Genomic DNA, 12,033 nt, shown 5'->3' with positions numbered 1-12,033 from the left:
GTAAGGATTGAGGTAAGGTGCGTAATGCTCAAAATTGAAAAGATCACTGAACGAAACTAACAGCAACATTTAAAATTTCAACAACTGAAACAATCAAAACGCGCTCCCATACTTTCTAAGAATGACTCCGTTGGGCGGGGGTGGCCGAAGGCGGGGTGGTTATTTCCAGTTCGGATTTTATGTAAGGATTGAGGTAAGGTGCGTAATGCTCAAAATTGAAAAGATCACTGAACGAAACTAACAGCAACATTTAAAATTCAACATTTGAAACAATCAAAACGCGCTCCCATACTTTCTAAGAATGACTCCGTTGGGCGGGGGTGGCCGAGGTCGGGGTGGTTATTTCTCAGTTCAGAGTTTCAAGTTTAGAATTGAAATGTTAAAAGTTGATCAAGGACGACGAATACAACATTCAGCATTTAAAATTCAACATTTATAATTGCATAACGAAATGGTTTTTAGAAATATAGGGCGATCCTTTAATGTATTACTTAAGCTTAAAGCCAAAAGCCTAATCCGCCTTTACTTCGGAAGCAGGTCACAATAGCAAAATCCCGTGTCCCAGCTTTCCTCTTCATCCTTAAAACAACTATCATCTTTTGAAGAGTTTGGAGTATAAGTTCGCTCCACCTTCTCCCCTTTCTGGAATTTAACCGGCTCATCAAAAATTGGCCCGTCAAAGACGAAAGTATGAAATTCCCCGTTTTCTCCGCACGGGTCTACTCCTTCAGGCAAATCTTTTATAAAATCTTCATCAATAATTCTTCCGCAGAAGGAATTATTCAGTAACCTGGAATTGGTACAAACTGTAATAGCCTTAAAACCAAGCTTTAGAAAATTATCCATCAATTCTCCGGTATTCTGCTTCCAGAGTGGATAAACCCCTTCTATTCCTGCAAGTTTCAATTGTTCATCCCGATAGGTCTTAAGGTCTTCCAGAAAAATATCCCCAAAAATAGCATGAGTAAAACCTTCAGCTTTAAGAACAGCTGTGGCATTTCTCATTTCCTCATTATATTCCTTCATAGAAACTGCACCGTGCAAAGGAATTACCTGCAGTGGCAAACCTATATTTACAGCCTGTTGCAACAATAATTCTTTACGGAGCCCGTGCATGGAAATTCGGTCTACTTCAGTATTAACAGTAGTGACGAGTTTTTTCACTTTAAACTCTTTGTTCTGATTCAATTTATAAAGGGCCAGTGCCGAGTCTTTACCGCTGCTCCAGTTTAAATAAGCATTTTTCATGCCTCCTCTTCTATAAAGCTGCTTACGGCAAGATCATAACCCTTTAGCCCGAATCCGAAAATCACTCCTTTGGCATGAGGAGAGATATAGGATTTATGGCGAAATTCCTCGCGGGCATGAATATTGGAAATATGAACTTCAACCACCGGGGCTTCTATGGCTTTTACGGCATCGGCAATGGCAACAGAAGTATGAGTATATGCGGCTGCATTCAATACAATTCCGTCAAAATCTTTAGCGGCCTTATGAATTTCATTTATTATTTCTCCTTCTACATTGCTTTGTACATAGGAAAGTTCAAGTTGTCTGAATTTAAACTGAAGATGGGAAAAATATTCTTCAAAAGTTTTGCCTCCGTAAATTTCAGGTTCCCTGGTGCCCAGTAAATTGAGATTGGGCCCGTTGATAATAAGTATTTTCATAGTTATAAAGATATTAATTTTAAGCCATAAAAAAAGCGGACAAACTGCCCGCTTTTCTGAATTTATTTTAAGAATGTTTAAAATTTATATCCCACTCCAACAGTGAAAGCATCAAATCCTGAGTTAACATCTAAGCCTTCACTATCATAAAAATCACGAGTAGAATTTGAAAGACGGTTAGTAACCTCAAAGGAGTATTTTGCCTGAAGGAAAAAGTTTTCGTTAATATGATAGCCGGCACCAAAAGCCAAATCCAAACCAAAAGTATTTAAAAGTCCGTTGGTTTCTTCTAAAATAGCAGTAACCTGAGGACCAGCCTGCAAATAAAATGAAGAATCTCCTATATAATATTGCGCAAAAACAGGTATTATTAAGAAATTGGAATCATCTGCTATTGCAAGATTCACTTCCGGTTGGAGATGAAAATTTTCAGATAAAGAAAAATCAGTTAAAACGCCGATATAAAAACCTGAAGCACTTGAAGATGATTCAACAGAAGAATTTGATTCCCCAGAACGACCAGTCATATTGGTATAACCAGCTGTAACACCAAAATTGACTTCCTGAGCCTGCATAAAACTTACACTTGCAAAAAGCAGCATTGCTGCCAAAACTAAATTTTTCATTTTAATAAAATTAGGTTGTTTAGGCTGCGAAAATAATAAAATTTCAATATGATGAAGAAGCTGAAATAAAAAAGGGGGAAATTCCCCCCTTTTCGTTACTGAAATAAAGCGGATCTCCCCGCATTCAAATCCTAAAACCTTTTAATTATAGTCCAAACTCAAGACCAATATTCAAAGTTGAGACATTAAAATTTTCTTCAATGTTAATGTTGGTATATGAGGCTATAATATTGAGAACACCCAGGGAAAAACCGGCTTTCGGCCTAAAGAAGAAACCGCCGTCATTTCCATCGTTTACGCCTATGGCATAGCCTAGATCCAGTCCTACTTCCAAAAAGGCAAGATCTACACGGCCGGCAGCGCCAACAGGTATAAACTGGAAGTCATCAACTTCCCATTCCACATCTCCATCGTTTCCGTCTGCTCCGAAGAAATGCATGTATCCCGCTGTGGGTCCCACTTTTACAATATCGGCCAGCCCAAAAAGGTAACCTATATCTGCTCCAACATCAAAGTTGGAAATGTCTTTTACATCTCCAACAGGAAGCCCAACGTTGACTCCTAAAATAAAATCTCCTTCCTGGCTAAAGGAAGAATTAATTCCAAACAGGATAAACACCAAAAGTAAAATTGCTTTTTTCATTTTTCTAAATATTTAGTCGGTTAACAATCTAAAATTATGAAATAAACATATATCTTTCTAAATATTAACATTTTACAATTTTCAGTAATAAAAAAGGACAGAAACCACAGTTCCTGCCCTTTTCAATTTTCAATAGGTGTTAAGTTCTAAAAGAAAAATCCAACTCCTGCCTGGATTACAGAATTATGTACATCATAATCTTCAACCACATCAGAAAATCCATAGGTATATCTTCCCTGGATAAAAAATCCATTGTTAAATTTATACTCCAATCCTGCGGCTCCGGCGATTTCAAAATCTTTTACGGCACTAACATCAGAAACATCTGTATCTCCACCATCCTGAAGCGGGGCATTATCTATTTCTTCGTTTACCTTAAAATTAAAAGCAGGCCCTGCCTGTACACTCAGCCCGTCTAATAGATATATTTTTGCAAGCACAGGCACGCTTATATAATCCAACTGGTACTCCACGTTGTCATCTATATCAAAAATGTTATCCTGCTGGTCATCAGAAATATCAAATCCATGTGCAGAGTAAAGCACTTCTGGTTGAATAGAGAATTTATCCTCAATAAGTGGAATTTCTGCTAATAATCCTACATTAAAACCAGTCCGCATATCGGGATCTTCAAAACCCTGGATACCATCTCCGGTAAATGTGGAAAAATTAAGGCCTCCCTTTATCCCAAACTGTACAAATTCCTGGGCGTTCATCCCGGTGATTCCAAATACGGCCAAAGCAATAATTAAAACTGACTTTTTCATAATTTTTATATTTTATTTGACGACAAATGTAGGCTTCATTCCCGTTAATAAAATGTTAGTCAGAATTAAAGTATTACTAAGTTTATCTGCTGCTTTGTCCCTATATTTAACACATGAAATGGGAGAACGCACTTCAGGATTACTGCAGTTTTTTAAAGATAGAAAGAGGATTATCAGAGAATTCCATTCAGAATTACCGGCTGGATATACTTAAACTCATTCAATTTTTAAATGTTAACAACCGCAAGGTCTCTCCTCTTTCTATTACTGAAGAAAATATCCAGATCTTTATTTATGAGGTTGCAAAAACCCATAGCGCACGTTCCCAGTCCAGGATTATCTCCGGACTGCGCGGATTTTTTAATTACTTAATTTTTGAAGATTACCGGCAGGATAATCCCCTGGACCTCATAGAATCTCCAAAGATTGGAAGAAAACTTCCCGATACTATTGCCGTTGATGAAATTGATAAGATTATAGCCGCTATTGATCTTGGCAAAGCTGAAGGAGAGCGTAACCGTGCGATTATTGAAACCCTCTATGGCTGCGGGCTGCGGGTATCTGAACTTACAGAATTAAAATTATCCGATCTTTATTTTGACGAAGGTTTTCTACAGGTGACCGGCAAGGGAAATAAACAACGCTTCGTACCTGTTTCAGCTTATACCCAAAAGTTTATAGAGATTTATGTGCAGCAGGTAAGGGTGCACCAGGAGGTGGAGAAAGAATCTTCAGATACCCTCTTTCTTAACCGACGCGGGAAAAAACTTACCCGGGCAATGATCTTCACTATTGTAAAACAACTGGCGCAGAAGGCCGGTATCCGCAAAAAAATAAGTCCGCATACTTTCCGGCATTCATTTGCCACCCACCTGCTTGAAAATGGAGCCGATTTAAGGGCAATTCAGCAAATGCTGGGACATGAAAGCATAACTACCACAGAAGTTTACATGCACGTAGACCGCAGCCACCTTCGCAGGGTAATGGAAGAATTTCACCCCAGAAGGTAATCCCATTTTATATAGTTATACGGAATAGCAGGCAATTATCTTTAGCAAGATATTATTTACTGACTAATAGCCGCTTCTTCCTGCTTGCGGAGAACATTGCTTTCTCCATTTTTCCTAAGGTAACTGTTAATAATTTGATGAGTATGGAAGGTAGATTCCTGGAGCTTTAGAAAAGGTTCGTATTCTTCAAAACTGCAAATTTGGACATCAGCTCCTACAAAGCCATAACCCTGATAACGGCCTTCTTTAATCGCAATAAAAGCCTGCTCACCGGGTTCTCTCCCCTTTTCTTTAATAATGTAGGTTTGTTTGGCGGGGTTTAAAGATGCAATAGCCATCTTTACTTTATCATTATAATCCTTTACGCTTTCAGAACCGGTACATATGCCTTCGCAATTTTTAATGCGGTAGTGGGAGCAGATTTTTACATTAGATTGTAAAGTGCAATATTTTGGGCAAAGGCAGAATTTTTCACACAGTGTTTCAAGCATTTCCTGCGCCTGAGCCCTGTTGTAAAAAGTCTGAACAGAATCACGCACCTGCTTTGTTTGTCCTACAGCCAGCTGAATGATCCCTCTTTGATTTACATAACTAATAATTTGATAGGTCCGGGCAGGCTTCTTTTGTGCCCGGTTATATTTGGGGTAATGCTTCCGGATATAATCTGCTTCCAGAAGTAGCGCAAGCAATTCACTCCCTGTAGTTTCAAAATCTATAAAGCTGGTTTCCTGTCCCAGGTGATATTCTTTGGATTTTTTATCATAAAAATGGGACAACACTCGCTTTTGAATATTTTTGGCCTTTCCTGCATAGATAATTTTATGCTGCCTGTCTTTAAAAAGATAAATTCCCGGTTCTTCCGGCAGTTCATCTATTTGTTCTGCAGGAATGTGAGGCGGTAAAGTGGCATTTTTAGAACGCGGATGCAAAAAAGAAGACATCACCTCTCCCCCTTCATCTAATTTCAGCAATCTTTGGAAAAGAATTACCGTGGCATCAGTATCCCCCTCAGCCCTGTGCCGATTTTCAAGAGGAATGTTAATGGAACTACATAATTTTCCCAGGCTGTAAGAAAATAATCCCGGGATAAGTTTACGCGAAAGCCGCACCGTACAAAGTTTTTTACGCTTAAAATCCTTGCCCAGCGCTTTAAATTCATTTCGTAAAACATTGTAATCAAAATTTACATTATGGGCAACAAAAACAGCTCCCTGTGTAAACTCCTCAATAGCATCTGCCACCTCATGAAATTTAGGAGCATCTGCTACCATTTCATTATCAATTCCTGTTAAGGAGGTAATTTGCGGAGGTATAATTTTTTCAGGATTAAGAAGGGTGATATATTTATCTACAATTTCGCCACCTTTAAGCAGAACGATGCATATTTCGGTTAGGCGGTTACCTGTTATCCCTCCTCCCGTAGTCTCCACGTCTATTATTGCGTATGTTTTCTCTTTCATCCCTACAAATATAACTAAATTTGGATTATTTCCAATATTAGGAAAAAATCCTACATTAGCAGCAATCCTGGTAAAACATCATCTTAAAAGTATAAATAATTGAGAATCAATGCTTATTTTTATTTACACTAATTTTCGCTCCAGCAAATTCAAATCGAATGAGAAAAATTATTCTTCTTTTACTCTTAAGTGCTTTTATTTCTGGTTGTTCCAGCCTTTCCAAATCCCAAATTGAAACCGTTCAGCAGTTTGGGGAGGTAACCAGCAACTTCTCCGCATATCCTTCTGCAATAATGGAAGAACTGGCTGAGATCAGGTTAAAAAGAGGACTGTATTATGCCAGCACTTTAACAGATCCCATGAGGCATCTGGACGAGCTGGATAGTATTTACAGCCAGAAAAAATACGATTATAAGGTTTCTGAAAAAATTGATGTTACGTTCAGGGTGCTTGATAAATATGCCCAGTCACTCGTACTTTTATCTTCTGGAGATTATACTGCCAATCTGCAAAATAATGCTGCTGAGTTTGGTGTGGGCATGGATTCCCTGGTTAACCTTTATAATGTAAAGAGTAATGCTGAAAAATTACCCGCCGGGATTGGGGAGGCACTGGGAAAAATTGTCGGCTTTAGTGGCGACCGTTATATAAAAGTAAAACAGTCTGAAAAAATTAAAGAATATGTCACTAAAGCAGATACCTTAGTTTTAATAATGACTTCCAACCTTCTGGAGTATCTGGAATCATCAAATCTTGAGGAATTGATTTCTTATGAGGAAAAAATGATTAGAAGAAATTACCTTACCTATTTGCAGTTGACAGATACCGGTACCTTCGAATCGCAAAGAGAATATCTTGATCTAAAAAGTAATTTAGATGCAGCAAAAGACCTGAAGGCACTAACCATCCAGTCTACGAAAGACCTGCAAGCAGCGCATAAGGAACTCGTGCAGGTTGTTCAGAAAAAACAAAAGTTACACAGCACTATTAAAGAACTTCGGGTTTTTTATCAGCAGGTGGCTGAAATTAGGGAAACGCTGAATGCATTGAAGAAGGATAAATAAGAAACTATGAATACAGAAAAAATAAAAACACTGGAAAAGTTACTGGATTCGATTGAAATAGTTGAAAATGCCCGTTCCATAGAAGGCTTATCTCCTGAAGACAGGGTACAGCTGGAAAAAGCATCTGTAAGCTTGAGAAATGTTGAAAGGTCTATCATCCGCATAAAAACGAATGAGCTGGTAGAAAAATTAACACACGATGCCCAGGCTCTGGATAAATTAGCTGATGAAATAAACCGTTCCGCTGAAAAACTTGCGGGAGTGGCCAAAGCCATAGAAAAAGCTTCAAACATTGTAAAGGCCTTTGTGAAAATTGCGGCTAAAGCCATTGGTGCCGGGCTAATTTAGCCAAATATCGCATTAACAGGTCAAAATATCAATCGCCTTGCCGGTCTAAAGATTCCTCGTAATTATTATTCTCAAATTCCTGCAATGGGAAATAAATAGAAAAAGTAGTACCTTTTGTAAGTTTGCTTTTAACTTTAATATAAGCACCATGATCTTCAAGGATGTTCTTTACAGCATTTAAACCCACTCCAATGCCATTTACCTTACTGGTATAAAAAGCATCAAATAATTTATTTTCCTGTTCTTTCTCCATACCATGGCCATTATCTGTAATGCTTAACTTTATTGCACTAACTTCTTTTACAATATCAATAATAATTTTTCCCCGGCCTGGCGTGGTAGCCTCTCCGGCGTTTATTATAAGGTTAAGCAAGGCAATTTCCAGTTTCTCCCAATCTGCCATGATAAAATAGGTTCCTTCATATTTTTTCACCAGTTCAATCCCGGAAAGGTATATACGGTCTGCTGCTTTGCGCAATGTCTCTTCCACAATTTGCGTTAGCTCCTCTCTTTGCAGCTCGGCCTTTTGATATTTGGAAGCATTTAGAAGGTTAGAGACTAATTCATTTAAATTTTTATTGCTCCTGTTAAGAATTTCCAGATAAGGCTTCACTTCTTTCACTTCCTCATTATCAATAGTATGCTCCAAGATCTCTGTGGCCATGCCTATACTGGCAATAGGATTGCGCAGCTCATGTGCGAGAGTCCTGGCTACATCTCCAAAAATTGAGAACTGCCTTGCATCTACTAATTCCTTCTGGATTTGCTTTACATTAGTAACATTCCTCACTAAAAGAACGTATTCGTTTACCCAGGATTCGTCCCTTCGCTCAAAAACAGTTGCGCGCACATTGAACCATTCCCAGCCCACCGTCTTCAGCTTAAGACGCACCTCGATCTCAAAAATTTCTTCATCAGAAGATTTTAGAATCATCTGGTGTAACTCAATCATCCTTTTTCGGTCCTGGGGATGAATAAAAGGTAAAATTTCCTCCAGCGGCATTCCTTCTATTCTTTCTTTGGTTAATCCCCCATTGTCATAAATACCTTTATTAATATAGCGCACATTCATATTTCCAAGGTTGACGATTAAAATGGAGGCCGGAGTGGTTTTTACCAGTTGTTCGTTAAAAAGAACATTTTTAGAAAGTTGCCTGTTGGTATTGTAAAGAGAATGTTCCAGCTTTAGCCTTCTTAAATCCTCTTTATTTAATTTTGCCGATACCCAGGAAGTATAAACAAGTCCAAAAAAAGCATAACTAATGGTATATAGAGTTATTCCCAACTCTGTATTAATTTGTTGTGTACTAATAATAAAAATAAGCAAAAGACTGAGCAGCAAAGGAAGTATTACTAGAAATGGCAAGAGGTTACGGGCCAGTTTACTTCCCACTTTTACCCCAGAGATAAAGTCTATATAGGTATGGCGGGGATTTGTTAAAGATAAGCAGAGAGATAATATTAAAAAACTTCCCGCTGTATGAAATGCCATAGTATTGAATACCAGAACCTGTGTAGCTGTAATGGCCTGCAAAAAATATGTAAGGATGGCCAATATAGAAATAAGGGTGAGCAGCCCAAAAGAATACTTTACCGTCTTTTTAAAAAGCTTTTTTGAAGCATTTGATGTCATTAAACCCAATCCAAAAAGAGCGAAACATAAGGCTGTTGTTCTTGCCATTCTTCCCGGAAACCTGGGCGAAAAAGGATCTGGAATTAGAAAATTATCAATTCCCAGGTTTACATCAAATAGATACTGTAATAGACTAAGGCCGCCTGTTACAAGAATTATACTCCCCAGTAAAAATTTTATAAATTTAAATTCCCTTCTCCGGGTTTGCTGGCAAAGTACTCCTACGGCAGATAATACAAAAAGGATTGCTGTATTCACCTTCATTGTAGGGGCGCCGGAAAATATGCTTAGAAGAAAAGGTATCTTAAGCATCCATCCAAACAATGTGGCAAGTGCTACTAAAAGAACTGCAACGGAAAGAACCGAAATTTTTAACGATCTGTTTATAACTTAGAGTGTTATCCAGTTCTCTCCTTGCAAAATTGGGGAAGATTTGGAATTTTTTCTAAAGTTAGGAATATAAGAAATATTAACAAATGTTAACTTTTGTTAATATTTGTTTCGTTAAAAATAATTCCATTACCGTTAAACGGCAAGATCATCTTCATTTCTTTTGGCTCATAAAAAAGCCATCACATTAATGTGATGGCTCCTTTTATAAAAGTAAACATTATTAGGCGGGGATCTCCATAGCCGCTTTTTCCCTTTTCCAGTTACGATGCTTGCTAATTGCCTTAATAAATTTTTCCGGTTTCTCATTTATACAAACCGCTTCGTCCTCTTTAAAATCTTTACCGTAGGTGGCATCAAAGAGTTCTTCAGCTTCATTGTCTAAAGCAATGGCTTTACAATGTTTCAAAGCTTCATTAATAAACTTTTTAGCCTTTGCCTGTTTCATTAAGGCATCAATGCTTTCTTTTCCGCCGGGAATATACAGCGCATCAAAAACAACGCTTTCTGTAGTCATTAACGCATGCGCTACCTGGTGTTTATCGCCTTTATTGCATTTAATTGTACCTCCGTGTACTCCTACAATCTGAACCATGGCTCCTTCATCTTCTAAAGAATTTTTCATTTTATTGTAATCGCTTTCGCTGAAGCCATCCCCGGCCAGTACGGCAATTTTCCTGGTCGCAATACCTTCTGAAGGAAGAAATTCCTGGCTTAATGCCTTGGATTTATCAAGGTACATTTTTTTAGGTCCCGGCTGATGTTTTTCAACATCGGCATCGGCTCCAATCGCTTGATTTACCGGCCCGTCAACTTCCTCAGGAATCTCCATTCCGAGATTTACAGAAACCTTGGCGGCAAGATCTTCGTCTATCTGGCTAAGGATATACAGCATTCGCTGCTTGATATGATCATAAGTACATTTCCCCAATTCAAAGGAATACGCCTGTACCACATGTTCCTGCTCATGTGCAGTCAAACTTCTATAAAATAAAGCAGGTTGCGAAAAATGATCGTTAAAGCTTTCACTGCGCTCCCTTATCTTCTTGGCGTCTATACGCTCTTCATAACTGCTAAAACCGCCTTCGGCTATTTTGGCAAGATGTGGGCATCCTCCCCCGATGGAATTTGGAAAATAAGCTGTTTTGCCTTTATTCACCGTCATTCTCATATGCGCGTCCCGCTGATTGTTATGTACTTCATTTACCGGGCGATTGATTGGAATCTCATGGAAATTTGGGCTTCCCAATCGAGATAATTGCGTATCGGTATAAGAAAATAACCTTCCCTGCAGTAAAGGATCATTGGTGAAATCTATTCCAGGAACCACGTGCCCGGGGTGAAATGCCACCTGTTCTGTTTCGGCAAAGAAATTATCTGGATTACGGTTAAGCGTCATTTTACCTATACGTTTTACCGGCACCATTTCTTCCGGAATAAGTTTTGTAGGGTCCAGCAGGTCAAAATCGAATTTATGCTCGTCTTCCTGCGGCACCACCTGGAATCCTAATTCCCATTCCGGATACTGGCCGGCTTCTATGGCATCCCAAAGGTCCCTGCGGTGGAAATCTGCATCGGCACCATGAATTTTAACTGCTTCGTCCCAGGTAACCGATTTTACTCCCAGCAAAGGTTTCCAGTGAAATTTCACGAAATGGGATTTCCCTTCTTCATTCACTAACCTGAAAGTATGTATCCCAAAGCCTTCCATCATCCTGAAACTTCTAGGGATCGCGCGGTCGCTCATCAGCCAGATCTGGTTATGAAGGGTTTCTGTGGTATGTGAGACAAAATCATAAAAAGTATCGTGGGCTGAAGCTGCCTGCGGTATCTCCCTGTCCGGTTCTGGTTTTACAGAATGGATAAGATCCGGAAACTTCATGGCATCCTGAATAAAAAAGATGGGCATGTTATTCCCTACCAGGTCAAAAACGCCTTCATCTGTATAGAATTTTGTGGCAAATCCACGAACATCCCTTGCAAGATCCGGTGATCCTTTTGATCCCGCCACGGTAGAAAATCTAACAAATACAGGTGTTTTTCTTGAAGTATCGGTAAAAATTCCTGCTTTGGTAATCTCTTCCTGGCTTTCGTATAACTCAAAATAACCATGGGCACCACTTCCGCGGGCATGAACAATTCTTTCCGGGATACGCTCATGGTCAAAATGGGTTATTTTTTCTCTTAGGATAAAATCTTCCAAAAGAGTGGCTCCACGCGCTCCGGCTTTAAGGGAATTGTTGGTGTCGTTTACCTTTAATCCCTGATTGGTAGTCATTGTTTTCCCTTTAGGATTAGAGGTATTCGCGTTTAAGTCTTCTATTTTTTTTGAAGGCTTATCTTTCTTTTCTTTCATAACTATTTTTGATTAGGTTCGATATTAAAATTAAAATAATCTATAGACACCTATGTCAAAATAGTG

The 12,033-nt window shown here is 38.8% G+C and carries 11 protein-coding genes; 3 read left to right on the top strand and 8 right to left on the bottom strand.

The genetic code is table 11. The features are described from left to right. Positions 1-522: 522 nt before the first annotated feature. From AB8M93_RS10760 to AB8M93_RS10740, 5 genes are all read right to left on the bottom strand, one after another. The gene (locus AB8M93_RS10760; protein WP_373057588.1) at positions 523-1,248 is read right to left on the bottom strand and encodes a Dph6-related ATP pyrophosphatase; all 726 of its coding nucleotides are present in this window, start codon (positions 1,246-1,248) and stop codon (positions 523-525) included. Next, positions 1,245-1,670, bottom strand: coding sequence for a type II 3-dehydroquinate dehydratase (aroQ, locus tag AB8M93_RS10755; RefSeq protein WP_373057587.1), 426 nt, complete (start codon positions 1,668-1,670; stop codon positions 1,245-1,247). Before aroQ ends, AB8M93_RS10760 begins: the two co-directional genes overlap by 4 nt. A 77-nt stretch (positions 1,671-1,747) precedes the next feature. Further along, positions 1,748-2,296 (bottom strand): outer membrane beta-barrel protein, encoded by a 549-nt coding sequence (locus tag AB8M93_RS10750; RefSeq protein ID WP_373057586.1) that lies wholly within the window; start codon positions 2,294-2,296, stop codon positions 1,748-1,750. Between the two features lie 145 nt (positions 2,297-2,441). After that, positions 2,442-2,939: a hypothetical protein gene (locus AB8M93_RS10745; RefSeq protein WP_373057585.1), complete on the bottom strand. Its 498-nt coding sequence runs from the start codon at positions 2,937-2,939 to the stop codon at positions 2,442-2,444. 146 nt (positions 2,940-3,085) lie between these two features. Next, positions 3,086-3,706 carry a porin family protein gene (locus tag AB8M93_RS10740; RefSeq protein WP_373057584.1) on the bottom strand — a complete coding sequence of 207 codons (621 nt, stop codon included), beginning with the start codon at positions 3,704-3,706 and terminating at the stop codon, positions 3,086-3,088. A gap of 113 nt (positions 3,707-3,819) precedes the next feature. Here AB8M93_RS10740 and xerD point away from each other — a divergent pair, with 113 nt between their 5' ends. After that, positions 3,820-4,716 (top strand): site-specific tyrosine recombinase XerD, encoded by an 897-nt coding sequence (gene xerD / locus AB8M93_RS10735; RefSeq protein WP_373057583.1) that lies wholly within the window; start codon positions 3,820-3,822, stop codon positions 4,714-4,716. Between the two features lie 56 nt (positions 4,717-4,772). Here xerD and AB8M93_RS10730 read toward each other — a convergent pair whose 3' ends face one another. Next, positions 4,773-6,176, bottom strand: coding sequence for an exonuclease domain-containing protein (locus AB8M93_RS10730; RefSeq protein ID WP_373057582.1), 1,404 nt, complete (start codon positions 6,174-6,176; stop codon positions 4,773-4,775). Positions 6,177-6,334: 158 nt separating this feature from the next. Between AB8M93_RS10730 and AB8M93_RS10725 the strand changes: the two genes are divergently transcribed. Together AB8M93_RS10725 and AB8M93_RS10720 are read left to right on the top strand one after the other, a co-directional pair. Continuing rightward, a complete protein-coding gene (locus AB8M93_RS10725) occupies positions 6,335-7,240 on the top strand; it encodes a hypothetical protein (protein WP_373057581.1) in 906 nt (301 codons plus the stop codon). 6 nt (positions 7,241-7,246) lie between these two features. Further along, positions 7,247-7,588 (top strand): hypothetical protein, encoded by a 342-nt coding sequence (locus AB8M93_RS10720; RefSeq protein WP_373057580.1) that lies wholly within the window; start codon positions 7,247-7,249, stop codon positions 7,586-7,588. Between the two features lie 28 nt (positions 7,589-7,616). Here AB8M93_RS10720 and AB8M93_RS10715 read toward each other — a convergent pair whose 3' ends face one another. Continuing rightward, positions 7,617-9,533: a two-component system sensor histidine kinase NtrB gene (locus tag AB8M93_RS10715; protein ID WP_373057579.1), complete on the bottom strand. Its 1,917-nt coding sequence runs from the start codon at positions 9,531-9,533 to the stop codon at positions 7,617-7,619. Between the two features lie 301 nt (positions 9,534-9,834). After that, positions 9,835-11,967 (bottom strand): catalase, encoded by a 2,133-nt coding sequence (locus tag AB8M93_RS10710; RefSeq protein WP_373057578.1) that lies wholly within the window; start codon positions 11,965-11,967, stop codon positions 9,835-9,837. Positions 11,968-12,033: the final 66 nt, after the last annotated feature.

It is taken from the genome of Autumnicola aciditolerans, assembly GCF_041679265.1.
GTDB lineage: Bacteria > Bacteroidota > Bacteroidia > Flavobacteriales > Flavobacteriaceae > Autumnicola.
Note: the sequence above shows the minus strand (reverse complement) of the source record. Positions and strands in the feature narration are given on the sequence as shown.

Coding starts and splice junctions, on each gene's coding strand:
- AB8M93_RS10720 (WP_373057580.1), top strand. CDS start 7,247: ATGAATACAGAAAAAATAAAAACACTGGAAAAGTTACTGGATTCGATT.
- AB8M93_RS10760 (WP_373057588.1), bottom strand. CDS start 1,248: ATGAAAAATGCTTATTTAAACTGGAGCAGCGGTAAAGACTCGGCACTG.
- AB8M93_RS10740 (WP_373057584.1), bottom strand. CDS start 3,706: ATGAAAAAGTCAGTTTTAATTATTGCTTTGGCCGTATTTGGAATCACC.
- AB8M93_RS10750 (WP_373057586.1), bottom strand. CDS start 2,296: ATGAAAAATTTAGTTTTGGCAGCAATGCTGCTTTTTGCAAGTGTAAGT.
- AB8M93_RS10730 (WP_373057582.1), bottom strand. CDS start 6,176: ATGAAAGAGAAAACATACGCAATAATAGACGTGGAGACTACGGGAGGA.
- AB8M93_RS10725 (WP_373057581.1), top strand. CDS start 6,335: ATGAGAAAAATTATTCTTCTTTTACTCTTAAGTGCTTTTATTTCTGGT.
- AB8M93_RS10710 (WP_373057578.1), bottom strand. CDS start 11,967: ATGAAAGAAAAGAAAGATAAGCCTTCAAAAAAAATAGAAGACTTAAAC.
- aroQ (WP_373057587.1), bottom strand. CDS start 1,670: ATGAAAATACTTATTATCAACGGGCCCAATCTCAATTTACTGGGCACC.
- xerD (WP_373057583.1), top strand. CDS start 3,820: ATGAAATGGGAGAACGCACTTCAGGATTACTGCAGTTTTTTAAAGATA.
- AB8M93_RS10745 (WP_373057585.1), bottom strand. CDS start 2,939: ATGAAAAAAGCAATTTTACTTTTGGTGTTTATCCTGTTTGGAATTAAT.
- AB8M93_RS10715 (WP_373057579.1), bottom strand. CDS start 9,533: ATGCTTAAGATACCTTTTCTTCTAAGCATATTTTCCGGCGCCCCTACA.